Source organism: Micromonospora sp. NBRC 107095, from assembly GCF_030269705.1.
In the GTDB taxonomy this organism is placed as follows: Bacteria; Actinomycetota; Actinomycetes; order Mycobacteriales; family Micromonosporaceae; genus Micromonospora; species Micromonospora parva.
In genome coordinates this window covers 148,618-173,095 of record NZ_BSTU01000006.1, presented here as the reverse complement: position 1 = coordinate 173,095, position 24,478 = coordinate 148,618, and the positions used below count along the sequence as shown (strand labels likewise).

The 24,478-nt window shown below is 73.3% G+C and carries 22 protein-coding genes; 11 read left to right on the top strand and 11 right to left on the bottom strand.

Annotated features, from left to right (window positions below; all coding sequences use genetic code 11):
• Positions 1 to 8: 8 nt before the first annotated feature.
• Complete coding sequence (locus QSK15_RS26510; RefSeq protein WP_285796825.1) at positions 9 to 1,169, bottom strand: class I SAM-dependent methyltransferase; 1,161 nt, start codon at positions 1,167 to 1,169, stop codon at positions 9 to 11.
• Positions 1,170 to 1,257: 88 nt separating this feature from the next.
• The gene (locus QSK15_RS26505) at positions 1,258 to 2,946 is read right to left on the bottom strand and encodes a DEAD/DEAH box helicase (protein WP_285796824.1); all 1,689 of its coding nucleotides are present in this window, start codon (positions 2,944 to 2,946) and stop codon (positions 1,258 to 1,260) included.
• Between the two features lie 292 nt (positions 2,947 to 3,238).
• On the opposite strand from QSK15_RS26505, the gene QSK15_RS26500 reads away from it, so the two are divergent.
• Positions 3,239 to 3,874 carry a ferritin-like fold-containing protein gene (locus tag QSK15_RS26500; protein ID WP_285796823.1) on the top strand — a complete coding sequence of 212 codons (636 nt, stop codon included), beginning with the start codon at positions 3,239 to 3,241 and terminating at the stop codon, positions 3,872 to 3,874.
• 102 nt (positions 3,875 to 3,976) lie between these two features.
• Here QSK15_RS26500 and QSK15_RS26495 read toward each other — a convergent pair whose 3' ends face one another.
• Together QSK15_RS26495 and QSK15_RS26490 are read right to left on the bottom strand one after the other, a co-directional pair.
• Positions 3,977 to 4,204, bottom strand: a complete 228-nt coding sequence (locus QSK15_RS26495; RefSeq protein ID WP_030329796.1) for a DUF3107 domain-containing protein — start codon at positions 4,202 to 4,204, stop codon at positions 3,977 to 3,979.
• Between the two features lie 64 nt (positions 4,205 to 4,268).
• The gene (locus QSK15_RS26490) at positions 4,269 to 4,907 is read right to left on the bottom strand and encodes a TetR/AcrR family transcriptional regulator (protein ID WP_030489514.1); all 639 of its coding nucleotides are present in this window, start codon (positions 4,905 to 4,907) and stop codon (positions 4,269 to 4,271) included.
• Positions 4,908 to 6,106: 1,199 nt separating this feature from the next.
• Between QSK15_RS26490 and QSK15_RS32635 the strand changes: the two genes are divergently transcribed.
• From QSK15_RS32635 to QSK15_RS26460, 6 genes are all read left to right on the top strand, one after another.
• Positions 6,107 to 8,302: a hypothetical protein gene (locus QSK15_RS32635; RefSeq protein WP_502889657.1), complete on the top strand. Its 2,196-nt coding sequence runs from the start codon at positions 6,107 to 6,109 to the stop codon at positions 8,300 to 8,302.
• A 23-nt stretch (positions 8,303 to 8,325) separates the two neighbouring features.
• Complete coding sequence (locus tag QSK15_RS26480) at positions 8,326 to 9,300, top strand: alpha/beta fold hydrolase (protein ID WP_285796822.1); 975 nt, start codon at positions 8,326 to 8,328, stop codon at positions 9,298 to 9,300.
• Between the two features lie 5 nt (positions 9,301 to 9,305).
• Positions 9,306 to 10,160 (top strand): DUF3152 domain-containing protein, encoded by an 855-nt coding sequence (locus QSK15_RS26475; protein WP_285796821.1) that lies wholly within the window; start codon positions 9,306 to 9,308, stop codon positions 10,158 to 10,160.
• Positions 10,161 to 10,345: 185 nt separating this feature from the next.
• On the top strand, positions 10,346 to 11,083 hold the full coding sequence (locus tag QSK15_RS26470; RefSeq protein WP_352232223.1) for a DUF3152 domain-containing protein: 738 nt from the start codon (positions 10,346 to 10,348) through the stop codon (positions 11,081 to 11,083).
• 123 nt (positions 11,084 to 11,206) lie between these two features.
• Positions 11,207 to 12,388, top strand: a complete 1,182-nt coding sequence (gene moeZ, locus QSK15_RS26465; RefSeq protein WP_285796819.1) for an adenylyltransferase/sulfurtransferase MoeZ — start codon at positions 11,207 to 11,209, stop codon at positions 12,386 to 12,388.
• A 94-nt stretch (positions 12,389 to 12,482) separates the two neighbouring features.
• Entirely contained in the window at positions 12,483 to 13,370 is an 888-nt protein-coding gene (locus QSK15_RS26460; RefSeq protein WP_352232234.1) for a prenyltransferase/squalene oxidase repeat-containing protein, read from the top strand.
• A gap of 12 nt (positions 13,371 to 13,382) precedes the next feature.
• Here the strand turns inward: QSK15_RS26460 and QSK15_RS26455 are convergent, their stop codons facing one another.
• Together QSK15_RS26455 and proB are read right to left on the bottom strand one after the other, a co-directional pair.
• A complete protein-coding gene (locus QSK15_RS26455; RefSeq protein ID WP_352232222.1) occupies positions 13,383 to 14,624 on the bottom strand; it encodes a glutamate-5-semialdehyde dehydrogenase in 1,242 nt (413 codons plus the stop codon).
• A 27-nt stretch (positions 14,625 to 14,651) separates the two neighbouring features.
• Positions 14,652 to 15,809, bottom strand: a complete 1,158-nt coding sequence (gene proB / locus QSK15_RS26450) for a glutamate 5-kinase (protein ID WP_285796817.1) — start codon at positions 15,807 to 15,809, stop codon at positions 14,652 to 14,654.
• A 13-nt stretch (positions 15,810 to 15,822) separates the two neighbouring features.
• On the opposite strand from proB, the gene QSK15_RS26445 reads away from it, so the two are divergent.
• Positions 15,823 to 16,137, top strand: coding sequence for an MGMT family protein (locus QSK15_RS26445; protein ID WP_285796816.1), 315 nt, complete (start codon positions 15,823 to 15,825; stop codon positions 16,135 to 16,137).
• A gap of 86 nt (positions 16,138 to 16,223) precedes the next feature.
• Here the strand turns inward: QSK15_RS26445 and QSK15_RS26440 are convergent, their stop codons facing one another.
• Both QSK15_RS26440 and QSK15_RS26435 read right to left on the bottom strand, forming a co-directional pair.
• Positions 16,224 to 17,435 (bottom strand): EF-hand domain-containing protein, encoded by a 1,212-nt coding sequence (locus QSK15_RS26440; RefSeq protein WP_285796815.1) that lies wholly within the window; start codon positions 17,433 to 17,435, stop codon positions 16,224 to 16,226.
• Positions 17,428 to 17,991, bottom strand: a complete 564-nt coding sequence (locus tag QSK15_RS26435; RefSeq protein ID WP_285796814.1) for a SigE family RNA polymerase sigma factor — start codon at positions 17,989 to 17,991, stop codon at positions 17,428 to 17,430. Before QSK15_RS26435 ends, QSK15_RS26440 begins: the two co-directional genes overlap by 8 nt.
• Before the next feature lie 168 nt (positions 17,992 to 18,159).
• Between QSK15_RS26435 and QSK15_RS26430 the strand changes: the two genes are divergently transcribed.
• Both QSK15_RS26430 and QSK15_RS26425 read left to right on the top strand, forming a co-directional pair.
• Positions 18,160 to 19,593, top strand: a complete 1,434-nt coding sequence (locus QSK15_RS26430) for an MFS transporter (RefSeq protein ID WP_285796813.1) — start codon at positions 18,160 to 18,162, stop codon at positions 19,591 to 19,593.
• Entirely contained in the window at positions 19,571 to 21,064 is a 1,494-nt protein-coding gene (locus tag QSK15_RS26425; RefSeq protein ID WP_285796812.1) for a pyridoxal phosphate-dependent decarboxylase family protein, read from the top strand. The genes QSK15_RS26430 and QSK15_RS26425 overlap by 23 nt, the downstream gene beginning before the upstream one ends.
• Positions 21,065 to 21,161: 97 nt before the next feature.
• Here the strand turns inward: QSK15_RS26425 and QSK15_RS26420 are convergent, their stop codons facing one another.
• From QSK15_RS26420 to QSK15_RS26410, 3 genes are read right to left on the bottom strand one after another with little or no spacing between them, the layout of a single operon-like run.
• The gene (locus tag QSK15_RS26420; RefSeq protein WP_285796811.1) at positions 21,162 to 22,010 is read right to left on the bottom strand and encodes a hypothetical protein; all 849 of its coding nucleotides are present in this window, start codon (positions 22,008 to 22,010) and stop codon (positions 21,162 to 21,164) included.
• Positions 22,011 to 22,664, bottom strand: a complete 654-nt coding sequence (locus QSK15_RS26415; RefSeq protein WP_285796810.1) for an RNA polymerase sigma factor — start codon at positions 22,662 to 22,664, stop codon at positions 22,011 to 22,013.
• A gap of 4 nt (positions 22,665 to 22,668) precedes the next feature.
• Positions 22,669 to 23,586 (bottom strand): hypothetical protein, encoded by a 918-nt coding sequence (locus QSK15_RS26410; RefSeq protein WP_285796809.1) that lies wholly within the window; start codon positions 23,584 to 23,586, stop codon positions 22,669 to 22,671.
• Positions 23,587 to 23,812: 226 nt separating this feature from the next.
• On the opposite strand from QSK15_RS26410, the gene QSK15_RS26405 reads away from it, so the two are divergent.
• Positions 23,813 to 24,394 carry an NADH-quinone oxidoreductase subunit B gene (locus QSK15_RS26405; RefSeq protein WP_285796808.1) on the top strand — a complete coding sequence of 194 codons (582 nt, stop codon included), beginning with the start codon at positions 23,813 to 23,815 and terminating at the stop codon, positions 24,392 to 24,394.
• The last annotated feature ends 84 nt before the right edge of the window (positions 24,395 to 24,478 follow it).

Sequence of the window (24,478 nt, the reverse complement as noted above, 5' to 3'; positions counted from 1 at the left end):
GGCCGGCGCTAGGAGCCGGACGCCTCGTCGGCGGCCAACAGGGTCTCCAGTCGGGGCGTGACCTGCCACTGGTCCACCAGCTCGCGGTACTCCGCGCGCTGCGCCCCGGTCGCCCCGGCACCGGTACGGCGCGCGCGGATCAGCAGGTTGCGGGGCGTGTGCTGCGAGTCCACGAACTCCACCACCTCGGCCCGGTACCCGTGCAGCCGCAGCAGTCCGGCGCGCAGGGCGTCGGTGAGCACGTCGGCGAATCGCTCGCGCAGGATGCCCTGCCGGGTCAGCAGCTCGTACGGGGCCGGGGCGGGGTGGGCGCGCAGCTGCTTCGCCAGATCGTGGTGGCAGCACGGCGCGGCCAGCACCCAACGGGCCTCCCAGCGCACCGCGCGGGCCAGCGCCTCGTCGGTGGCGGTGTCGCAGGCGTGCAGTGCCAGCACCAGGTCGGGGGTGGGGTCGACGACGGCGTCGGCGATCGTCCCGGCCACGAAGCTGACCTGGTCGGCCCAGCCGAGCCGCTGCGCCAACTCGGTGTTGCGCCGCCGCTGGTCCTCGCGGACGTCCACGCCGACCAGCTGGACGTCGAGCCCGCGACTCGTCAGGTAGCGGTACGCGGCGAACGTCAGGTAGGCGTTGCCGCAGCCCAGATCGACCACCCGTAGCGGACCGGTCAGGTCGTCGGGCAGGGTCGCGGCCAGGGCTCGCAGGAACGCGTCCACCTGACGGCGCTTGGCCGCCGAGCCGCCGATCTCGGCGAAGATGGGGTCACCGGGGTCGAGGAGGTACTCCTTCGTCCGGTCGTTTCCGGCCGGCGTCGCCGCCGGGCGGGACGTCGCGGCCCGGTGCACCTGCGCTTCGCCGGACTTGGTCACCCGCAGCTGGAGCGTCGCGTCGGCCGTCTCGACGTGCCAGTTGCCGAACGGCTCGGCCAGCAGTTCGTCGACCGCCGCGGCGGCCTCCGAACCGGCGGCGATGTTGCGGGTGTACGGGCGAGCGCCGTCGGACGTGGTGATCTGGATCCGGGGCCCGGCCTTCAGCGTCACCGGCCGCAGTTCGGCCCGCTCGACGGTGGGGCGACGTCCGCGGCGGCGTCCGGCGGCGACCGCCCGGGTCAGCGCGGGGTCGAGCAGCAGCGCCCGAACCTCGGTCAGGGCGGCGTCCAGTGGTTGCGGCATCGTTCCATCTTCAGCAGGCGGGGTGGGAGACGGGAACATCCCCCACGCCGCGCGAGGCGGTGCGGGGGATGTCAGGTGTGGCTGGTCGTCAGTCGGCGGTCGCCTCGGCCGGCGTACCCGCACCGGAACCGCTACCACGGCGGCGTCGGCGGCGGCGCGGCTTCGACGGCTCGCCGTCGGACGCGGCGGTCGGCTCGGCGGGGCCGGCGTCGGCGGAGATCACCGCGGTGGTCTCGCCCGCGACCACCTCGCCGGCGCGGCGGCGACGCCGGCGGCGGGGGGTACGGGTGCCTTCCTCGGCGGCATCGGCAGCGGGTGCGTCGGCGGCGGCCGGCGTGCCGGCGTCGGAGCGGTCGCGGCGACCATCGCCCCGACCACGACGTTCGCCGCGACCCTCACCACGGCTCTCACCGCGTCGGGAGCCTCGGCCGCCGCTGTCGCCCCGGCGGGAGCGGGTCGTCCCACCCAGGTCCTCTTCGATCTCGGCGGACAGCCCGGCCCGGGTGCGCTCGGCCGTGGGCAGGGTGCCGCTGACCTCGGTGGAGATGTGCAGGTCGGTGTAGAGATGCGGCGACGTGTGGTACGTCTCCGGTGGCTCCGGCATCTCCAGGCCGAGGGTCTTGTCGATGATCCGCCAGCGCGGCATGTCGTCCCAGTCGACGAAGGTCACCGCGACACCCGTCGCGCCGGCCCGGCCGGTACGACCGATCCGGTGGGTGTAGGTGTCCTGGTCTTCCGGGCAGTCGTAGTTGATGACGTGGGTGACGCCGGTGACGTCCAGCCCGCGGGCCGCCACGTCGGTGGCGACCAGGATGTCGATCTTGCCGGCCCGGAAGGCCCGCAGGGCCCGCTCGCGGGCACCCTGGCCGAGGTCACCGTGGACCGCGGCGACCGCGAACCCACGGAAGTCGAGGTCCTCGGCAACCCGGTCGGCGGCCCGCTTGGTGCGCGTGAAGATCATGGTCAACCCACGCCCCTCCGCCTGGAGGATGCGCGCCACCACCTCGACCTTGTTCATCGAGTGGGTGCGGTAGACCAGCTGCTGGGTCTGCGGCGATGGGCCGGTCTCGGCGGTGTGCCCGGCGTGGATCGTCATCGGCTGACGCAGGAAACGCCGCGACAGGGTGACAATCGGGTCCGGCATGGTGGCCGAGAAGAGCATCGTCTGCCGGTCTTCCGGAAGCATCGCCAGGATCTTCTCGACGTCGTCGAGGAAGCCCAGGTCGAGCATCCGGTCAGCCTCGTCGAGGACGAGCGCGCGCACCCGGTCCAACCGGAGGTGCTTCTGCTTCTGCAGGTCCATCAGTCGCCCGGGCGTGCCGACCAGAATCTCGACACCCTTGCGCAGCGCGTCGATCTGCGGCTCGTACGCCACGCCACCGTAGATCGGCAGCACCCGGACGCCGCGCGTCCGGCCAGCGGCGGCCAGGTCCTTGGCCACCTGGATGCCCAGCTCGCGGGTCGGGACGACGACAAGTGCCTGGGGGACGCCATCGCCGCCCTCACTCGGCGCGAAGACGCGCTCCAGCAGTGGGACGCCGAAGCCGAGGGTCTTGCCGGTGCCGGTGGGTGCCTGACCGATGAGGTCGACGCCGCGCAGCGCGATCGGGATCGCGTACTCCTGGATGGCGAAGGCGCGGGTGATGCCAGCCGAGGCCAGCGCCTCGACGGTCTCGGCGCGGGCGCCGAGTGCGGCGAACGTGGGGGCCTCCGGTCGGACCGGGGCGGTGGGGGCCAGTTCCTGGCCGTCCAGCAAATCTTGAGTCAGGTCGCTCATGTGGATGTGGGGGTGCCCTCTCGTGGGTGCGCCCGTCCTGTCCTCAGGGCGCGTTCGGTATGACGCGGGCCACACGGTCGGCGGCAGATTGCCGAGCTGGACCGGGCCGCACGCGCGCCGCAGGCTGAGCTTCGATCAGATCGGCGCCCACGGCAACTGCTCTATGCTACCTGAACAGGCAAGCCTGCGTCCCGATTCCCGGGCGGCCATCCGCCACGCGGGGCAAGCAAATGTGATCTACGTCACAACGCGTGCCCTGGATTGCGGGCGCGCACCCGGTAACCTGCCGCTCGTGTCCGCCTCCGCCGTCGTCGATCTTCTGGGTCTCGTCGCCTTCGGCGAGCTGCTGGCCTTCGAGCGGATGGCCGGCGACGCCCGCCTCGCTCCCGACCTGCGCCGCCGGGCCGCGCTGAACGAGATGGCCGCGGCCGAGATCGCCAACTACCGACGCCTCGCCGACCGGCTCAGCGAACTGGGCGTACCGCCGGAGGACGCGATGGCACCCTATGTCGAGCCGGTGCAGGCGTACCACGACTCGACCGAGCCGCGGGACTGGGCGGAAGTGGTCACCAAGGCGTACGTCGGTGACGCGATCACCGACGACTTCGTCCGCGAGATCGCCGACGCGCTGGCGGAACCGGACCGGGCGTTGGTGCTGGACGTCCTGCACGACTTCCGGTACGCGGACTTCGCCGCGGCGGAGATCCGGATGGCCGTCGCCGACGACCCCCGGGTGGCTGGCCGACTCTCGATGTGGGCCCGGCGGCTGGTCGGAGAGGCGTTGTCCCAGGCCGGCCGGGTCGCCGCCGAGCGGGCCACGCTCACCGCGCTGATCGCGCGGGACGGCCGGGTCGACGTGCCGGGGCTGTTCGGCAGGCTCACCGCCGCGCACACCGCACGGATGACCGCCGCGGGGCTGAACAACTGACCGGTCGACTGCTCGGCGCACGCCTGAGCATCGGCTGGTCGGAGTCGGTGCCGGCCTGCGGCAGGTGGGCCGGGCGCCGACCTGCCGCTAAGGCCGGACCGGTCAGCGGACGGTGAAACCGACCGCCCGGGGCGACGCCTCGGCGATCTCGACGTAGGCGACCTTCTCGACGGGAACGATGACCCGCCGGCCCTTCTCGTCGGTCAGGGAGAGCGTGCCGCCGTTGCCGGCGAAGGCGTCGGTCACGATCTGCTCGATCTCGGCCGGCGACTGCGCGCTGTCCAGAACCAGCTCGCGCGGCGCGTACTGCACGCCGATCTTGACCTCCACTGTGCCTCCTCAACTGGGGCGAAAGAACCGCCCTGCGAAGGCTATCCGATCACGGGGTCGACGGTCAGGCTGACTCACCTTGCAGCGGGAAGCTCGCGATGCCCCGCCACGACAGCGCAGCCACCAACGCCTCGGCCTCGGCCTTCGGCACCTGCCGCCCGCCGGCCAGCCAGAACTGCGCGGCCGTCTCGGCGGCCCCGACCAGCCCGGAGGCGAGCAACTCGGCGTGTGCCCGGCTCACCCCGGTGTCGGAGATGATGGTGTCGGTGATCGCCGCGATGCAGCCCTGCTCGACCCGCTCCACCCGCTGCCGCACCGCCGGGTCGTTACGCAGATCCGACTCGAAGACGAGCCGGAACGCCTCGCTCTCGTGGTCGACGAAGTCGAAGTACGCCCGCACCGACGCGCTGACCCGCTCCTTGTTGTCGCTGGTGCCGCGCATCGCATCCTGCACCTGAGCGACGATGGCGTCACAGTGCGTGTCGAGCAGCGCCAGGTAGAGATCCATCTTTCCGGGAAAGTGTTGGTAGAGCACCGGCTTCGAGACCCCGGCCCGCTCGGCGATGTCGTCCATCGCGGCGGCGTGGTAGCCCTGCGCGACGAACACCTCCTGCGCCGCAGCGAGAAGCTGCTTACGACGCGCGGAGCGGGGCAGGCGGGTTGGCCGGCCGGCGGTCTGTGCACCGTTCCCCGCAGCGGTCATGGGATCCTCCGAGTTCTCCGTACGAGCCGGCATTTTCCCCCCAGACCGGGCGAGGCCCGTGACCTCCGTTGTGGAAATGGCCCGCCGCTGTAACTTATCGCCACTCTCGGCACACGGTAGCCTCAGCGGGGGCGACCAAGGAGCGCGCGGTGAGTGAAACAGGGCAACCCGGAGCCGCCACCCCGGGAGAGCACGGTGACGGAGCGGGTCAGCACGACGACCCGGGCCGTTCCGTCAGCGGGTGGGCGCCACCGGCGGGAGGGTGGCCCCGAGCCGCCGACCGCGAGGACGCCCGGGATGAGGCGCCGCGCTGGCAGCCCGACCCCGCGTCCGGCTGGCGGGCCGCCTCGGCGCGACACGGTGACCTGCCATCGCCGCTGGTCGGACGACCGGACGACCCGGAGCCGCCGGCCCGCGCCAACGGCCACCGCGTCAACGGCGTGCATCCCCCGGACGATGTCAACGGCATCCACCGCCCCGGTCTCGAACCGCCGGCGGGACGCCAAACGCCGGTGAGCGCCCCACCCGGGCTGCCCGCCGAGAATCGCCCCGGGGCGGCCAGCGACCGGCTCGTGGTGCCCGCCCAGCGTCCCGCGCCGTCGGCGGAGCAGGGTGTCGCCGAGCCCGACCCCGGCCCCGCCCCGCAGCCCACCGTCGATCCGGCCGCCGCACACCGGGCCCGCTGGGCCGAACCCGGTTTGCCCACCTCGGCCCCACCTGCCGTCCAGGTGCCGCCCGTCGGCACCGCGGCGTCGGGTTTCGAGGTGCCGCCCGGCTTCCACGCTCCGAGTGCCGAGCGGCTGGCCGCCGACGACAGCCCGAGCGCGCCACGCGACTGGCGGGACCCGCTCGCACCGGACCACGCGGCGAGTTCGGGACGCACCCCGGGCCCGGCCGGGCAGGCCGACGACGCCGAGCCCGGTCGCGCTGCCGAGGGTTCCCGGCCGGCCGACCCGCACCGGGCCGGGGACGTCCACCGTCCCGGGGACACCCACCGGGCCGGGGAGTCGTCGGCCATCGAGCCCGACTGGTCGGGGCCGAGCTGGAACCGTCCGAGTTGGGGTGGGGGATGGGCCCCGCCCTGGTCCCGGCAGGACGACGAGCCGGCAGCCCGGGACGAGTCGGCGCCGGGTTGGGTCGCCGAGCCCAACCAGCCGTACGAGCCGGTGCGTGCCGAGGTGCCCCGCCCGTACGAGCCGGTGCGCGCCGATCCGGCCCGTGGCTACGAACCCGGCCGGGGCGAGTCCGAGTCCGCGCCGGAGCCTCCCGCCGAACCGACGAGCGCGCCACCCGCCGACCGGCCGTCCTGGGCTGGTGGCGGTGCGACGCCAACCAGCGGTCCGCCCGCCGACCGGCCGTCCTGGGCGGCGTCCGGGGCGACCGGCAGACCTCGGGCCGACCCGCCGTCCTGGGCGGGTGGGGGCGACCCCGACCCCACCAGCGCGCCGCCCGCGCGGCCCTCCTGGGCGGCGTCCGATCCGACCCCACCCGGTCCGCCGCCGGTGCGGCCGTCCTGGGCCGGCGGGTCCGAGGCGGCGACCAGCGTGCCTCCGGTACGACCGTCCTGGGCCGGCGGGTCCCCACCGCCCGCGACCAGCGCACCGTCGACGCGGCCGTCCTGGGCCGGGGGTTCCGATCCGGCACCGGCCAGCTCACCGCCCACGCGGCCCTCCTGGGCCGCCAGCCCGTCACCGGCCGACCCCTCGGTACCGGTCGACGCGCCGGCCGGACCGCCGCCGGCACCGGCCGGACCACCTCCCACGCTGGCCGACGCGCCACCGGCCCCGGCCGGCCCGTCGCTGGTGTCAGAGCGCCCGTCCTGGACCGGCGGATCGTCTGCGGCGAGCAGTTCCCGGGCCGAGCGGCCGGACTGGTCCGAGGGTCGGCTTCCCGCGACCCCTGTCGAACGCCCGTCCTGGCCGGCCAGTCGATCGGCCAGCACCGGCGCGGGCGACGGCGGTGAGCCGCCCGGCCGGTCACGGCCCGCCGAGACCCGGCCGACCGCCCCGTTCCGGCTCCGGCCGGCGACACCCGAGCCCGGTCCGTCGTCCGTCGAGTCGCCCCAGCCGGCCGCGCCCGCCAGCGACCTGCCCTCGAAGGACGTCACACCGTCCGCCGCCGCAGCGGTCCCGCCCGCCGCCACGGAGGGTTCCGGCCGTCCCGGTCAGCCCGCACCGTCGTCCGTCTCTCCGTACGCGGCGCGCCGATCCGCCCCGGACCCGACGTCGCCGGCCGACGACGGCCGGCAGTCGGCCCCGAGCGCGGTGGTGCTGCCGCAGCGCGTCCCCGCGGAACCGGACGTGCCCGTCGTGCCGGAGCCGCCAGCCGTGGAGCCCCCCGCCGAAACCCCGGAACTCGCCCGCATCGCCACCCACCTGCGTCGGGACGACGAGCCAGCCCCGCTGCGGGAGCGCCCCGAGGGGTTCGACGTCAACGCCATCCTGGACGCCGTCCGGGAGGTGGCAGGTGTCCGCGACGCGGCCCTGCGCCGTACCCCGGCCGGGGCGCACAGCCTGCGACTGGACCTGGCCGACGGCGCCGACCCGGCCGAGGTGAGCCGGCAGGTGGCCCGGCTTCTCCAGGAGCGGATGGGGTTGGCCGCGGCCCCGCAGAACGTGCCCGGCCTGCCCAGCACGCCGCCTCCGCCGGTGCGCCGCCGCGCTGCCGAACCCCGACCGGCTGAGCGGCGTACCCCGGAAACTCAGAACGCCGGCGAGGTTCGGGCGGCCACGTCGCCGACGGCCGCCCGCCCGAGCGGTGGCCGACCCGAGGCCGGCCCGGAACAGCGGACCAGCACGGACCCGACGCGTCGGCGGCGGTCGAACGCTCCGCATCGGGGCCGGGCGACGGTGGAAGAACCCGGATCGGTCTCCGCCGCGCCGGCCGGCGCGGCGACCGGTAGCCCGGCGACGCTCGGCACGTCGTACTCCGGTGGTCAGGTGACCACGACGGAGTCCGCGCCGTCCCGGCCGCTGGAGACCGGCGGCGTCCCAGGGCCTCGGGTGGTGATCGACCACGTGCAGGTCAGCACCTTCGGCCTGGACGCGAACGTCGAGGTCCGGCTGCTGGCCGGGGGCGACAGCGCCTCCGGGTACGCCACCGGGCCGGCGGTGGACGGCTACGTGCTGCGGCTCTGCGCGGTGGCGGCGGCCGCCGCCGTGGACGAGTTGTTGCGTGGCGCGGACAACGCCGAGCGGGGGCGCTGCTTCGTCGAACACGCGGCGGTGGTGCCGTTCGGCAACTGCGAGGTGGCCACCGTGGTGGCGTTGCTGGTCTGTGAGGGCTGGGTCGAGCAGCTCGCCGGGTCGGCCCTGGTCGCCGGTGATCCCCGTCAGGCGGTGGTCCGGGCGACGTTGGCGGCGGTCAACCGTCGGTTGGAGGCGCTGCTGTCCTGAGTGGTCCGGGGCAGACTGGAGCAATGAGACGCGCCACCCTCTGGCCGGACCACCTGCTCCCCGACGACCGCGTCCCGCCACCGTGGCCGGGCCGGGAAGTCCGCCTCGACGGCCGGGTCACGTACGTGCGGGACACCCCGGCCACCGCCGCTGGCGCACAGCCGGCGCTGTACGTGCACGGGCTGGGCGGGTCGTCGCAGAACTGGACGGACCTGGCCGGGCTGCTCGCCGACCGACTGGACGGTCAGGCCATCGATCTGCCCGGCTTCGGCCGGAGCGAGCCGGGCCCGCGTTACACGATTCCGGCCTTCGCCGATCTGGTGGTCCGCTGGATCGAGCACTCCGGTAGGGGGCCGGTGCACCTGTTCGGCAACTCGCTCGGCGGCGCGGTCGCGGTCCAGGTCGCCGGGCTCCGGCCGGACCTGGTCCGCACCCTCACCCTGATCTCCCCGGCGCTGCCGTTCCTGGACTTCCGGCGCTCGTTGCAGGGGCGGATGCTGCCGGTGCTCGCCATTCCGCGTGGTGAAAGGCTGGTCGCCCGGCACCTCACCCAGCTCGCGCCGGAGGTGATGGCCCAGCAGGTGCTGGAGGCGTGCGTCGCCGACCTCAGTCGGATCTGTGATCAGCGTCGGGCCGAGGCGCTGGAGGAGATCCGGGTGCGGTACGAGGCCGAGCACTACGCCGCCGCGTACGTCCGGACGTTCCGTGGGCTGGTCTCCAGCTTCCTGCGGGCGTACCTGCCGGGGCCGGGGTCGCTGTGGCGCCTCGCCGCGGCGGTACGCGCACCGACCCTGGTGGTGGGCGGCCGGCAGGACCGGCTGGTCGACGTGCGGGTGGCGCCGCAGACCGCCCGGGTCATTCCGGACAGCCGATTGATGATGCTTGGCGGTGTCGGCCATGTGGCGCAGTTGGAGGTTCCCCGGCTGGTTGCCCGCGCGGTGATCGGCCTGCTCGCCGAAACGGCTGACGCGGTGGGGCGCTCTGATCTGGCAGGCTGACCCGGATGCCCAGCTCAGCCCTCCACCCTGTGCGCCGTCGACGGCGTTTCGCGTTGCTCGCCCAACTGGTGGCGGTGGCGGTGGCCGTGGGTGCGGCGGCGACGGTGGTCGCCGAAGGGCGCGGCGGGCAACCCGGTGACGAGCGGCTGGCCGCGGAGGAGGTGGGCACGCCTGCGCCGCTGGTGGCCGGGCCGCTGCCGCCGTCGGCCGCCCCGTCGCCCGTCGACGCGGTTTCGCCCAGTCCGTCGCCGGTGTTGCGGTTGCCCGGGCCGGTTCCGAGCGCCGGTACGGGCAGGTTCGGCTACGACGCGCGCTCCGGCCCGGTGCTGGGTCGGGCGGGTGAGGTGCGGCGGTACCGGGTCGCTGTGGAGTCGGGCAGCGCCGAGGACGCCGCCGAGTTCGCCGATGCGGTCCAGGTGGCACTGGCCGGGCCGGGCAGTTGGGTCGACAGCGGCAGGTTGCGGCTTCAGCAGGTGCCCGGGGCTGCGCCTCGTGACTTCACCGTCTACCTGGCCACCGCCCGTACCGCGGGGCGGATGTGCGCACAGGGTGCGGTGGACATCCGGATCAACGGTAAGCCGTACACGTCCTGTCGGGCACCGGGCAAGGTGATCATCAACCTGGATCGGTGGCGGTTGTCGGTGCCGCACTACGTCTCGGCCGGTGTGCCGTTGGCGGTCTACCGCACGTACGTGGTCAACCACGAGGTGGGCCACCAGCTCGGGCATCGGCACGAGCGTTGCCCCGGTGCGGGCCGGGCGGCGCCGGTGATGATGCAGCAGACGCTTTTCCTCAACGGGTGCCGGGCCAACCCGTGGCCGTATCTCAACGGGCGTCGGTACGCCGGCCCGGCGCTCTGAGCCGATCAGCCCGACTCGCCAATATCCGTCCCCATCAGGCGTCTTGCGGCAATAGCGATAAAAACGGTTAAAAGCCCGAATAATCTGGCAGGCTCGACGGTATGACGCCGTCGTCCCCTTACGGCCCGGCCCGGCCGCCCGACCACCGCTCGGCGCGGCGGGATGAGCGTCCCACGTTCGTCCGAATGCACCGACGGCGTCGCCGCAGCATGCTGCTCGGCCTGCTCGTGCTCACCGTGGGCATCGGCGTGACGGTGAGCCGGGGCGGCGAGCCGGCCGCCGAGCCGCCGGCCGCCACCCAGGGCGGAATGGGCCACGGCGGTGGGGTGGCCGCGCACCCGACGCCCACCAGCTACCCGTCGGTCGGAGCGGGACGCTTCACCGCCGCCGACGGCGAGACTCCCGTGCACGGCACGGACGGTCCGCTGCGCCGTTACCGGGTCGTCGTCGAACGCGACGCCGGCCAGGACCCCGACGTCTTCGCCGCGACTGTCGACGAGGTGCTGGCCGACCCGCGTAGTTGGATCGCCTCCGATGAGCTGCGGGTGCAACGGGTGGCCGACCCGGAGGACGCCGACTTCACCATCTACCTGGCCACCCCGGTCACCTCCGAGCGGATGTGCGCGGAGGGCGGGTTGACCACCGAGCGCTACACCTCCTGTCGCCTGCCCGGTCAGGTCATCATCAACCTGGCCCGCTGGATGGAGGCGGTCCCCGACTACGGCGCTTCCCTGGACACCTACCGGACCTACGTCATCAACCACGAGGTGGGTCACGAGTTCGGCGAGGACCACGAGGCGTGCCCCGGCCCGGGGGAGCCTGCTCCGGTGATGCAACAGCAGACGTACGGCCTGGAAGGCTGCGTCGCCAACGCCTGGCCCTACCTCGACGGCCGTCGCTACGCGGGGGACATCGTCCCCTGATCGGCGGGCTCGTCGGTTATTCCCGCTCCCGCATAGCGGACCACGTGTCGTCAGTCATGGCCGAGTGGGGCTCCCGCGAGCAACAATGGCGCGGTTCACACCGCCGATCCCGGGGAGTCCACCGTGTCGTTGCCCCCGCTCGTCGAGCCCGCCGCCGAGCTGACCGTAGACGAGATCCGCCGCTACTCACGTCACTTGATCATCCCGGATGTCGGGGTGACCGGGCAGAAGCGGCTGAAGAACGCCCGGGTGCTCTGTGTCGGCGCCGGTGGCCTCGGGTCGCCCGCCCTGCTCTACCTCGCCGCGGCCGGGGTCGGAACGCTCGGCATCATCGACTTCGACACCGTCGACGAGTCCAACCTCCAGCGCCAGGTCATCCACGGCGTGTCCGACGTCGGCCGGTCCAAGGCCGAGTCCGCCGCCGCGTCGATCCGCGAGATCAACCCCCTGGTCAACGTGGAGATCCACAACACCGCGCTGGACCGGGAGAACGTCCGCGAGATCTTCGCCCAGTACGACCTGATCGTCGACGGCACCGACAACTTCGCCACCCGCTACATGGTGAACGACGCGGCGGTGCTGCTCGGCAAGCCGTACGTCTGGGGTTCGATCTACCGTTTCGACGGTCAGGCGTCGGTGTTCTGGGCCGAACACGGCCCCTGCTACCGCTGCCTCTACCCGGAGCCGCCGCCGCCCGGCATGGTTCCCTCCTGCGCCGAGGGCGGCGTGCTGGGGGTGCTCTGCGCGTCGATCGGCTCGATCCAGGTGAACGAGGCGATCAAGCTCCTCACCGGCATCGGTGAGCCGCTGGTCGGCCGCCTGATGGTCTACGACGCCCTGGAGATGGAATACCGCAAGATCAAGGTTCGGAAGGACCCGAACTGCGTGCTCTGCGGCGAGAACCCCACCGTCACCGACCTGCTGGAAGACTACGAGGACTTCTGCGGCGCGGTCTCCGAGGAAGCCCAGGAGGCGACGCTCGACGCGACCATCACCGCGCTGGAGCTGAAGGAGTGGCAGGACGCAGGCAAGGACATCTTCCTCGTCGACGTGCGTGAGCCGGCCGAGTACGAGATCGTCCGGATCCCCGGCGCCACCCTGATCCCCAAGGGCGACATCCTCTCCGGTGAGGCCCTCGCGAAGCTGCCGCAGGACCGGCAGATCGTGCTGCACTGCAAGTCCGGCGTCCGCTCGGCGGAGGCACTCGCCGCCCTCAAGGCGGCCGGGTTCAAGGACGCCGTGCACGTGCAGGGTGGCGTGCTCTCCTGGATCAAGCAGATCGACCCGTCGCTGCCCGCGTACTGACGATCGGTCCGGGGCGGCCCGTCCGGCCGCCCCGGCAAATCGACGCAGATGACGCCGGGCGGCCGTCCGGCCGGAGCGACGCAGCCATCCGGGGCTGGCCGATTCTCTGAGGCGGCATCGCGTCTGCGCAGGTAGCGTCTCCGCCGTGGTCGACTTGGAAGCCGCGATCGGGTTCGTCGTGGCGCATGGGGATGCGGTGGAACGCGCCCGCCTCTCCTGGCTCCGCAACGGCACCCCCGTGCCCGCCGAGTTGCTGGAGACCGCCGAGGTCGGCCAGTCACCGGACGGCGGCTGGCCGGCCACCTGGGGCGGCCCGATCGCCTCGATCGACGCCACCTGCTTCCGGCTCGCCGAGCTCGACGACCTGGGCGCGCTCGGTCGTCCCGCCGCCCGCCGAGCACTGGACTGGCTGGCGTCCCGGCAGCAGGCCGACGGCGGTTGGGAGGAGGACGCGTCGCTGGCCGACTCGGCACCGGAGTGGGCCCGGCCCGGTGACCCGGAAGCCGGGTTCCTGGTGTCGGCCAACGCCGGTTTCTGGCTTACCGTCGCCGGCCTGGACGCCCGAGCCTCGGGTCCCCTCGACCACCGTGTCGGTGGGGCGTACGCCGGGGTGGTGCAGGCGGCGGCCCACTCGCTCGCCGCGCGGCTGCGACCGGACGGCAGCTGGCCGTCGTTCCTCGCCGCCGGCTGGCTGAGCGCGGCAGTGCTGCACCGGCAGGAGATGTTCCAGGAGTCGGCGCGGATCCAGGTGGTGCTCGCCGAGCGGATGCCGAAGATGTCCCCCGGCGAAGTGGCGTGGTTGGCGGCCACGCTGCGCCGCGCCGGCGTCGACCCACAGGACTGGACCATGGTGCGGGCGCTGCGCCGGCTGACCGAGACCCAGCGCAGCGACGGCGGCTGGGAGAGCGACGACGGCCACCAGTTCGACGTGCACACCACGCTGGCCGCGATCCGGGCGGCCCGGCCCGCGCCGCCCGGCTAGAAGCTGCTGCCGCTAGCGCAGGTGCCCGTCGCCGGTGACGACGTACTTGGTGCTGGTCAGCTCGGGCAGGCCCATCGGGCCACGCGCGTGCAGCTTCTGGGTGGAGATCCCGATCTCCGCGCCGAAGCCGAACTCGCCCCCGTCGGTGAACCGGGTCGACGCGTTCACCATCACCGCCGCCGCGTCCACCCGGGCGACGAAGTCGCGGGCCGCGCTCGCCGAATCGGTGAGGATCGCCTCGGTGTGCCCGGTGCCGAAGCGGCGGATGTGCGCGACCGCCGCGTCCAGCGAGCCGACCACCGCCACGGAGATGTCGGCGGACAGGTACTCGGTGGCGAAGTCCTCGTCGGTCGCCGGGACCACGGCGGCGGAGTACGCGGCCACCTCGGGGGAGCCGTGCACTGTCACCCCCGCCTCGGCGAACGCGGCCAGCACCGGCGGCAGGAACGCGTCGGCGATGCCCGCGTGCACCAGCAGCGACTCGGCGGTGTTGCAGGTGGAGAGGCGCTGCGTCTTGGCGTTCAGCGTCACCGCGACGGCCTTCGCCACATCGGCGGCGGCATCGACGTAGACGTGGCAGTTGCCCACCCCGGTCTCGATCACCGGCACCGTCGATTCCTCGACCACGGTGCGGATCAGCGACGCGCCACCGCGCGGAATGAGCACGTCGACGAGCCCCCGGGCGCGCATCAACTCCTTGACCGAGTCACGGGAGCTGGCGTCGAGCAGCTGCACCGCGTCGGCGGGCAGGCCGGCCCCGGCAACCGCGTCGCGCAGCACCGCGACCAGGGCGGCGTTCGAGTGTGCGGCCGACGACGACCCGCGCAGCAGCGCGGCGTTGCCAGACTTGAGGCAGATCCCGGCGGCGTCCACCGTCACGTTGGGTCGCGCCTCGTAGATGATGCCGACCACCCCGAAGGGCACCCGGATCTGGCGCAACTCCAGGCCGTTGGGCAGGGTGGACCCGCGGACCACCTCGCCCACCGGGTCGGGCAACGCGGCCATCTCACGCAGCGCGTCGGCGATGCCGGCCACCCGACCCGCGTCGAGCGCGAGCCGGTCCAGCACGGCCGCGCTCAGCCCGGCCTCGCGGCCGGCCGCCAGGTCCGTCCCGTTCGCGGTCAGGATCTCCGGGGTACGCGCCACCAGCGCGTCGGCCATCGCCACCAGCGCGGCGTCCTTGACGGTACGGGTGGCCGTGGCCAGGTCGGCGGCGGCGTCCCGCGCCCGCTTCGCCTGCTCGACGACGCTCATCGATTGCTCCTCAGCTGGGCAGTTGGCTTACAGCAGCACGAGGTCGTCGCGGTGGACGACCTCTCGTTCGTACGCCGGGCCGAGCGCCGCGGCGAGTTCGGACGTGGAGCGGCCGAGCAGGCCGGGCAACTCCACCGCGTCGTAGTTGACCAGCCCGCGGGCGACCGACGCGCCGGCGGTGTCCACCAGGTCCACCGGGTCGCCCGCCGTGAACGTGCCGTCCACGGCGGTGATGCCGGCGGGCAGCAGCGACTTGCGCCGCCCGACGACGGCGGCGACAGCGCCCGGGTCGAGGTGCAGCCGCCCCCGGGGCGAGGTGGCGTGGGCCAGCCAGAACAGCCGGGCCGTCGGGCGTCGCCGCTGCGGGTGGAAGAGCGTGCCGACCGGTTCGCCGGCCAGTGCCGGCGCGGCCAGGTCGGCGGCGGTGAGCACCACCGGGATGCCGAAGCCGGTGGCGATCCGGGCCGCCTCGACCTTGGTCACCATGCCGCCGGTGCCGACGCCGGCCCGGCCGGCCCCGCCGATCGTGATGCCGGCCAGGTCCGTGTCGTCGCGCACCTCGGCGATCCGGGTCGAGTCGGGCCTGGTGGGGTCGCCGGTCCAGAGCGCGTCCACGTCGGAGAGGAGCACCAGCAGGTCGGCGTGGACCAGCGCGGCCACCAGGGCGGCCAGCCGGTCGTTGTCGCCGAAGCGGATCTCCTGGGTGGCCACCGTGTCGTTCTCGTTGACGATCGGCACCGCCCGTAGGTCGAGCAGCTTGCGCAGCGTCCGGTACGCGTTGCGGTAGTGCGCTCGCCGGGTCACGTCGTCGACGGTGAGCAGCACCTGCCCGACGGTGCGGCCGTGCCGGGCGAAGCTGGCCGCGTACCGACCGATCAGCAGCCCCTGCCCGACGCTGGCGGCGGCCTGCTGGGTGGCCAGGTCGCGCGGGCGTCGGGACAGCCCGAGCGGGGCGAGCCCGGCGGCGATGGCGCCGGAGGACACCAACACCACCTCGCGCCCTTCGGCGGTGAGCCGACCGAGGGTGTCGACCAGCGTGTCGACGCGCTCGTCGGCCAACCCGCCGGTGGCGGTGGTCAACGAGGAGGATCCGATCTTGACGACGACCCGCCGGGCCGTCGTGACTGCGTCGCGCACCCGACCATTCTGCGTGGTCACGGAGGCGTCGCCCGGTGGCGTTCCCATATGGTGGCGGATTGTGACTCCTGACGAGTACGTCGAGGCGGTGCTCGACCTGGTCGAGCGGATCCCGGAGGGCCGGGTCATGTCCTACGGCGGGGTGGCCGACGCGCTCTCCGAACGCTCGGGGCGTGCCTCCGCCCGGTTGGTCGGCAACATCATGGCCCGGCACGGCGGCTCGGTGCCCTGGCACCGGGTGGTGACAGCGAGTGGTCGGCTGCCCCCGGGGCACGAGCGGGAGGCGCGGGCGCGACTGCGCGCCGAGGGGGTGCCGCTGCGGGGCGAGGGGGTGGACGTCGCGGCGGCGGCCTGGTCGCCGGAGGAGGAGTGGTGACCATCTGCGGGGGGTGACCGGTGACGGCGGGGCGTGCCACACCGACGGTGCCCCGCCCCGGGCGGGGGCGGGGCACCGTGCGGTCGTCAGAGTGGCAGTGGGGACCGCACCTCGTTGTCGTGGCGTTTCAGGTCGGGCCACTGGCGGTCCGCGGCGTCGCAGTGGACGACGAGGAACCTGCGGACGATCGCGTCGGGCGCCGGCTGGCCGGGCACCAGAAGCACGAACGTGTAGCGGCGCGATTCACCGGCCGGCACCCCGGGTAGCAGGCACGACGGTTGATCGGCCGAAGGCTTCGGGTTCGGGTCGCAGCGGGACCAGTCCCCGCCGGCCCGTTCGCCGCCCTCGAGGGAGTGGAACGCGACCTGGGCCGCGTCGACCGGCCCGGCGTTGGTGACGGTGAAGACCATGGTGAGTCGGCGTCGGCTGTCCGCTCCCGCAACGTCTTCGAGCTGGTGCGTCATGGTCACCCGTAGATCGGTGAGCCGGGGGTCCCTGCCGAACGTCGTGGGACCGTTCGTCTGGCTGAACCGCTGCCCGTTCCACCGGTACGTCCGTACCTGCTCGCGCCGCAGGTACTCGGGGGTGCCGCAGCACGGCACGATGTCGGCCACCCGCACCTCGACCGACCCGGCCGGGGTGGTCTCCATCCCGAGAATGTCGTCGAACCCGTCACCGGTCCGGACCACCCGGCCCACCGTCACGATCCGGCCGTCCCGGTCCCGGTCGAAGGCCACCACCTGCTTGGCCGACGCCTCGCCGTACCGGCAGGCGACGATGGCGACGGTTTCGTCTGCCCCGTCACCATCGAGGTCACCGTGCTCGAACGCGTGACTGGTCAGCGTCGACACGTAGGTCTTCGTCGTGTCGGTCCGCAGCCGCACGTCCGAGGTGGCGCAGCCACCCGCCGCGATGTCCGACGGCCAGCTCGGCAGGTCGATCCGGGCGGCGAGCAGTTGGGCCCGGCTTATCCGCCCGTCCGGGCCGGCCGGGGCTTCGGCGCTCGGCGTCACCGAGCCGGTCGGCGGTGGTGTCGGCGGTGCCGAGGTCGACGGGGTGGTGGGTTGGACCGATTCCGCCGGCACCGGCGTGTTCTGGGCGTCGCGCAGCGCGGCGTTGGCGACGACGGGGGCTACCACCAGGACGACCGCCGCCGCGGCCACCGCCGCCGCCGTCATCCGTCGGCGTCGGCGCAGGACGTGCCGGGCCTGGTCGGGGCCGGGGCCGGTGACGTGGGTGACCACGTCGTTGCGGTACGCGGTGAACCGCTCACGCAGTCGCGGGTCGAGGTCAGACATCGCACACCCCCTCGGTGTTCTCGTCGAGCAGCCCGGCCAGGGCTGTCCGGCCACGGTGCAACCACGACTTCACGGTGCCCTCGGCCACCCCTTCCTGAGCGGCGATCTGGCTGATCGGGAGGTCGGCCAGGTAGTGCAGGATGACCGCCCGGCGGTGGTTGGCGGGCAGCTGCGCCAGCGCCGTGTCGATCGCCACCCGGTCGGGGGTCGGACCGGCCACCTCCGCCTCGGTACGTCGCTGCCGCAGCAGGTGGTTGCGGGCGGTACGCAGGCGTCGCCAGCGGCTGCGGGCCAGGTTCCAGGCGACCTGCCGGACCCAGGCCACCGGGTCGTCGTACCGGACCAGTCGGTCCCAGCGGGCCAGCGCTCGGCAGAATGCCTCCTGGGCCAGGTCCTGCGCGTGTCCCAGATCCCCGGTGTACGCACTGAGTTGGGCGGTCACGCTGCCGAAGTGTGCGTGGTAGAAGTCGTCGAAGGTGATCGTCGCCGCGACCGTCGCACCGGCTGTCCAGGCCGCCGGTGGCTCATTGGCCCGGGCTCCCATCGTTGCTGCCACTGTCCCTCCCCGTCACCGCCGGGCTGGTCCGCCCTGGGCACCGGTAACACTCCGAAACAGTGACGGCGGTTGCGGGCCCGTGCTGCCGCCAACCTGACTGTTCGGCTGTGCGCACCAGGGCCGGCAGGTTGGTCAGGCCTCGAAATAACGTGAGTAACATTCAGCCCCATGAAAACGCCGCCGGGCGCCGGCTCGTCAGCCACCGGCTCGCTGCCCCGCTCGGTGCACGCCGGCTACGCGCTCGGTTCAGTGGCGACCGGCGCGTTCGGCACCGTGCCCGGTCTGCTGCTGCTGCCGTACCTGACCGACACCCTGGGCGTGGCCGCCGGGCTGGCCGCCCTGCTGGTGTTGCTGCCCAAGGCCTGGGACGTGCTGGTCAACCCGGTCGCCGGGCGGATCTCCGACCGCACCCGGTCGCGGTGGGGGGCCCGCCGCCCGTACCTGCTCGTCGCCGGCCTCGCGCTCGCCGTCCTGTTCGCGTCGATCTTCGCCGCGCCCTTCGGTAACGGCTCGGCCGCCGCGGCGTACGTGGCGTTCGCCTTCCTCGCCACCGCCACCGCGTTCGCCTTCTTCCAGGTGCCGTACGTGGCGATGCCGGCGGAGCTGACCGACGACTACGCCGAGCGCACCCGGTTGATGACCTGGCGGATCGCGGTGCTGGCACTGGCCATCCTGGTCTCCGGAGCAGTCGCGCCGCTGGTGGTGGGCGCCGGCGGTGACGGCGTCGCCGGGCACCGCTGGATGGGCCTGTTCGTGGCGGCGCTGATCGCCCTCGGCGCCCTCGGCGCGTTCCTGGGCACCCGGTCCGCGCCCACCGGCACGGTGGGGGAGAGCGAGCCGACCCTGCGCGCCCAACTCGCCGTGGCCGGCGCCAACCGCCCGTTCCGGGCGCTGCTGATCTGCTTCGTGGTGCAGTCCGCCGGGGTGGCGACGATCCTCGCCGGGGTCAACTACTTCGCCGGGCAGATCCTGCGCGACGACAGGAGCGGGCCGACCCTGCTGTTCGTCTGCTTCGTCGGGCCGGCGCTGCTGGTGATGCCGATCTGGACCCGGGTCGGTGCCCGGCTGGGCAAGCGGACCGCGCTGGTCGTCGCCTCGCTGATCCTCGCCGTCGGCGCGTTCGCACTGGTCGCCGCGCCGGTGCTGCCGCCGGTCGCCGTCTATCTGGTGGTCGCGCTGATCGGCGTGGGGTACGCCGGCCAGCAGGTCTTCGCGCTGGCGATGTTGCCGGACTGCATCGCCCACGAGACGGCGCGCACCGGTCGACGACAGGCGGGCGTCTTCACCGGGCTGTGGACCGCCGGGGAGACCTTCGGCCTGGCGCTCGGTCCCGGCATCTACGGACTGGTGCTGCAACTGTCCGGCTACGTCTCCTCCGACACCGGCTCGGCGGCCGCCCAGTCCGACACGGCGAGGCTGGGCGTCCTGCTCGGCTTCACGCTGATCCCGGCCCTGCTGATCGCCCCGCCGGTCCTCCTGCTCCGCCAGTACACCCTCACCGCTCACAGCGACCGGGTCGATCATGGGGTTGTGCTGGGGGACAAGGCGTTGACCGTCACGAGAAGGGCACCGTATCTCCATGATCGACGAGAACAGGGTTGAGGCCGGGGCACTTTCCGCTGCCGGGGTCGCCGCGGAACGGGTTCTTGAAGAGGTACGGGCGCTGCGGGCCGGTGACGCGCCGACCCACGGGGGACGGCTCTTCGCGTACGTCTACGACCCGGCGGTACCGGGGTTGGACGAACTGGCCGCCGCCGCCCACCGGGAGAGCGCCCACGTCAACGGGTTGGACCCGACCGCGTTCCCGTCCCTGCTGGCAATGGAGAACGCACTTGTCGCCGCCGCCGGCCGGGTGCTGGGCGCTGGCCCGGGCACCACCGCCCCCGACGTCGTCGGCAGCGTCACCAGCGGCGGAACCGAGTCGCTGATCCTCGCCGTCAAGACCGCCCGCGACGCCCACCCGGAGATCGCCGAACCCCGGATCGTGGTGCCGTCGAGCGCACACGCGGCCTTCGCCAAGGCGGCGCACTACCTGCGGGTGGCGCTGGACGTCGTGCCGGTCTCCCCGCAGACGCTGCGCCCCGACCCGGCCGCGGTGGCCGCCGCCATCCGCCCGGAGACGGTGCTGGTCGCCTGCTCCGCGCCGTCGTACGCGCACGGGGTGGTGGACCCGGTCGCCCAGATCGCCGCCGCCGCCGCCGAGGCCGGGGTGCGCTGCCACGTGGACGCCTGCTTCGGCGGCTGGACCCTGCCGTACCTGCGTCGCCTCGGGGAGCCGGTACCGCCGTTCGACTTCGCGGTGCCCGGCGTCACCTCCGTCTCGGTCGACCTGCACAAGTACGCGTACGCGCCGAAGGGGGTGTCGGTGCTGCTGCACCGGGACGCCACGCTGCGCGCCCCGCAGTACTTCGCGTACGCCGACTGGCCCGGCTACACGATGATCAACCCGGTGATCGCGTCGACCCGCTCGGGCGGCCCGATCGCCGCCGCGTACGCCACGGTGCGGCACCTCGGCGACCACGGCTACCTGCGGCTGGCCGGCGTCACCCGGGACGCGGTCGCCGGGCTGGCCGACGCGGTCCGCGCCGTCGACGGGTTGCGGCTGATGGCCGAACCGGAGTCGACAGTGGTCTGCTTCACCGCCACCGAAGGCGGCCCCGACCTGTTCGTGCTGGTCGACGAGCTGACCGCGCGGGGCTGGCACACCCAACCCCAGCTGTCGTACGCCGGTCTGCCCGCCAGCGTGCACCTCACGGTGACCGCGGCGGTCGCGCCCCGGGTGGCCGAGTTCGGGCCGGACCTGGCCGAGGCGGTGGCCGCCGCCCAGGCGGCCGGCCCGGTCGCACTCCCGCCCGAGCTGACGGCGCTGGCGACGTCGTTGACCCCGGACGCGCTCACCCCGGAGCTGGTCGCGGGTCTCGCCGCCGGGCTGGGCATGGGCGGCGAGACCGACGGTGCGCCGCTGCCCGAGCGGATGGCGGTGGTGAACACGCTGCTCGACGCCGCGCCCCCGGCACTGCGCGAGCGGCTGCTCGTGGAGTTCGTCGGGCTGCTGCAACGCCCCACCTGGTGACCGGAGCGCCGGCCGCCACGTACGCCCCCGTGACGTACGTGGCGGCCGGCGACCGGAGCCTCCCGCTCGATGGAGACGGATCCGGTGGCGCGGGCGCTCAACTGGCGGGCAGCTGCAAGGTGGTGGCCGCGGTGTTGTCGCCGGGCGAACGGTCGGCTGGGAACTTTCCGCTCACGTTGGCCCGTACGGTGAGCGCGAAGCCGGTGAGGGTTCGGGCCGGTCCGCCCGGCGCGATGTTCACCGTGACGGCGATCTGGTACGACCGGGTGCCCCCGAGGGGGATCGGCCCGTCGCCGGTACAGGTCATCGTCTTGAGGTCGTCGGTCCGGCCCTGGTCGAAGCAACCCCCGATGTTCGTGCCCTTCAGACTGATCGTCGCCTCGACGGGAAGTACCACGATCAGATCCCCGGCGTCGTACGACCGGGTGCCGGGGTTGCCCATCGTGACGTCGAGCGTTCCGGTGTAGGCGGTGTCGGACGCCTCCAGAGTGAGGGAGCGCGGGGCGCTGATCGACAGGTCGACGTACCGGGTAGGGGTTGGCGTCGGCTTCGGCGTGGGACGGGGACTCGCCGACCGACTGGCCGTTGGGCTGGGGGAAGCGGTCGCGCTCGGCGTCGATGAACCGCTCGGCGGCGTGGTGGGTGATCCGCTGGTGGGACCGTTCATCACGGCGTCCGGCTGGAGAGTGGGAAGGTCGGTCGCCGGCGAGGGCGCGACGACGTCGGTGGGCGGCGGAGTGGCCACGGGCTGAATCAGACTCACGCCGCCGACCGCGACGAGTGCCGCTGCGGCGATCCCCGACGACACGACCCGATTCCGCAGCCGGCGGTACGCCCGCCGACGCGGCACGTCCGGATCAGGCTCGCCGACCTGCTGGAAGCTGGCGGTGCTCAGTTCGTCGAAGGCAGCCGCCAGCCAATCAGCTCGCTCGTTGCGCTGTTCCATCTAGTCCGCCCTCCTTCCGGTCGGGCCGCCGTCGACCGTCGCGGGTTGTCGGCTTGAGAGTTCGGACTCCTGCTCGGCCAGACGATCGGCCAGGGTGGTCCTGGCCCGGTGCAGCCAGGACTTGACAGTGCCGGCCGCCACCCCGCAGTCCTCGGCGATCTCACTGATGGTCAGCTCGGCCAGGTAGTGCAGCACCACTGCGCGCCTCTGGTTCGCAGGCAGGGCCACCAGCGCGGCGGCCAGTGCCACCCGATCCGGACCGGGCCCGCTGACCACCTCCACCCGCTGACGCAGGCTGAACAACCGGGCGGTGCGCAGGCGGCGCCACCGGCTGACCGCGACGTTCCAGGCGACCCGACGGATCCAGGCCACCGGGTCGTCGTACCGGGAGATCCGGTCCCAGCGTGGCCAGGCCCGGCTGAACGCCTCCTGCACCAGGTCCTGTGCTTCGTTCATGTCCCCGACGAACGCGTACAGCTGCACCACCAGTGGCTGGAAGTGACGCCGGTAGACCTCGTCGAAGCGGGGACCATCGTCGTGCGGGACCGCTCCGCTCACCTCGATGTGCAGACGCGCGGGAGCCGTCACCGGATCGGGTGCGGCGGGGGTGCGCGGCCGCAGGAACCCCTGCGGCCGCGCCTCCATCGAGGACATTCGGTCAGCCGGCGGTGACGGCGAAGGTGGCGATGTTGTCGGCCGGGTCGACGTCGGGCGGCAGACCGCCCCAACCAAAGCCGGCGTACAGCTGCACCGAACCGGTGCCGAGGTCACCGGGAGACACCTCGGCCGGTGCCCAGATCAACAGGGCTATCGTCCGCTCCTCACCGGGCATGAATTTCCCGCCGGCCACCATGCAGTGCGCCGTGCAAACGTCCGCGGGTTCGGTGCCACCGATATCGACCCCACTTGGCAAAGTCGGAGCGAGCCAGTACGCGTCGTGTGCCGCGTCGCCCGCGACCCGGATGGTCATCGGCACCCGCCCGAACCAGCTGCCGTCCTCCTGCCGCGTCATGGTGGCTGAGCCGGCGCTCACGGTCGCGTCCGTGAGGATGTCCCGTACGTACGGGCGGGGGGCGCGCAGCGAGCCCGTCGTCGAGCGGAACAGCGCGGAGAAGTCTGCCGTGTCGTTCGCGGGGTTCCGGTCCCCGGTCTCGACGGTGACCTTTCCGCCGGGGGTGACCATCGCGTACGGCCGGGTGGTGGTGAGCACCCGGAAGTCTACGGTGAACGTTCGCCGCTCACCCGGCTGAAACGCGCCGCCCGGAACGCCGCAGTAGATCGTCCGGGCCGGCTGTGGCACCCCGAAAATGCAGGGATCGGCGGGGTCGAGCCCGTCGAAGGCGCCAGGGACCGGTTCGGTGACCGCCAGGTTGAGGTACGCCGCGTCGCGGCCGCGGTAGTTGACGGTCACCCGAAGGCTGCCCGCGTACCCCCGGTCGGTCGGCTCGAGCACCAGCCGACCGACGGAGACCGCCGTGTCGCCCGGGCCGGCGACCGCCGGCCCCGACAGACCGGTCAGCGCGACCCCCGCGCCCAGCACACCGGCCAGCAGCCGGCGCGTGATGGTTCTGGTCATTCGTGTCTCCCCGTTCCCCGTAGTGCCGCCCCCTGGCTCCGGTGGCGGTGATGCGAGCAAGACACCCGACGGGCCCCGCAACGGTTGCAGGCCTCGCGCCCGCCGGGTTGTCAGGTGCGTGACAGGCGGCGGGGCTCTGCGCACCAAGGGGGATCGTGACTGGCCCCAACGGGTACCCGCCGGAGCTGTGATTGACTGTTCGACGGGGGTAGGAGAGGGGGCGGTCGTGCAGCTGCCGGCAGTGCTCGGTGAGCCGATCCGGTTCGTGCTGAACTGGGGGCGCCGCTACTCGCTCTGGGTGTTCAACTTCGGTCTGGCCTGCTGCGCGATCGAGTTCATCGCCACCAGCATGGGTCGGCACGACTTCATCCGGCTCGGCGTGATCCCGTTCGCCCACGGCCCCCGCCAGGCCGACCTGATGGTGGTCTCTGGCACGGTGACCGACAAGATGGCGCCGGCGATCAAGCGGCTCTACGACCAGATGCCCGAGCCGAAGTACGTCATCTCGTTCGGCGCCTGCTCCAACTGCGGCGGCCCCTACTGGGATTCGTACTCGGTGACCAAGGGTGTCGACCAGATCATCCCGGTCGACGTGTACGTGCCCGGCTGCCCGCCCCGACCGGAGGCGCTGCTGCACGGCATCCTGCGCCTACAGGAGAAGATCGCCGCCGAGCAGTCCGGCATCGGGGGTGTCCCGCAGCGGGACGTGCTGGCCGCGCCGCTGGACGCCCCGCCCCGCGAGGCCGCCGCGCCGCGCCCGGTCGAGTCGCTCACCGCCCCGCCGGTACGCCCACCCGCCGCGAGCTGAGCACGACCGGCCGCCACCCGGAACTGGTCCGGGCGGCGGCCGACGGCCGGGTCGTTCGCCGCCGGTTATGGACCCGCCGCACTA

Excerpts from the sequence above, each read along its gene's own strand:
- QSK15_RS26470 (WP_352232223.1), top strand. The coding sequence starts at position 10,346 with ATGCACCGACGGCGTCGCCGCAGCATGCTGCTCGGCCTGCTCGTGCTC.
- QSK15_RS26425 (WP_285796812.1), top strand. The coding sequence starts at position 19,571 with ATGATCGACGAGAACAGGGTTGAGGCCGGGGCACTTTCCGCTGCCGGG.
- QSK15_RS26455 (WP_352232222.1), bottom strand. The coding sequence starts at position 14,624 with ATGAGCGTCGTCGAGCAGGCGAAGCGGGCGCGGGACGCCGCCGCCGAC.
- QSK15_RS26510 (WP_285796825.1), bottom strand. The coding sequence starts at position 1,169 with ATGCCGCAACCACTGGACGCCGCCCTGACCGAGGTTCGGGCGCTGCTG.
- QSK15_RS26440 (WP_285796815.1), bottom strand. The coding sequence starts at position 17,435 with ATGTCTGACCTCGACCCGCGACTGCGTGAGCGGTTCACCGCGTACCGC.
- QSK15_RS26475 (WP_285796821.1), top strand. The coding sequence starts at position 9,306 with ATGCCCAGCTCAGCCCTCCACCCTGTGCGCCGTCGACGGCGTTTCGCG.
- proB (WP_285796817.1), bottom strand. The coding sequence starts at position 15,809 with ATGGGAACGCCACCGGGCGACGCCTCCGTGACCACGCAGAATGGTCGG.
- QSK15_RS26480 (WP_285796822.1), top strand. The coding sequence starts at position 8,326 with ATGAGACGCGCCACCCTCTGGCCGGACCACCTGCTCCCCGACGACCGC.
- QSK15_RS26415 (WP_285796810.1), bottom strand. The coding sequence starts at position 22,664 with ATGTCCTCGATGGAGGCGCGGCCGCAGGGGTTCCTGCGGCCGCGCACC.
- QSK15_RS26430 (WP_285796813.1), top strand. The coding sequence starts at position 18,160 with ATGAAAACGCCGCCGGGCGCCGGCTCGTCAGCCACCGGCTCGCTGCCC.
- QSK15_RS26410 (WP_285796809.1), bottom strand. The coding sequence starts at position 23,586 with ATGACCAGAACCATCACGCGCCGGCTGCTGGCCGGTGTGCTGGGCGCG.
- QSK15_RS26420 (WP_285796811.1), bottom strand. The coding sequence starts at position 22,010 with ATGGAACAGCGCAACGAGCGAGCTGATTGGCTGGCGGCTGCCTTCGAC.
- QSK15_RS26505 (WP_285796824.1), bottom strand. The coding sequence starts at position 2,946 with ATGAGCGACCTGACTCAAGATTTGCTGGACGGCCAGGAACTGGCCCCC.
- QSK15_RS26490 (WP_030489514.1), bottom strand. The coding sequence starts at position 4,907 with ATGACCGCTGCGGGGAACGGTGCACAGACCGCCGGCCGGCCAACCCGC.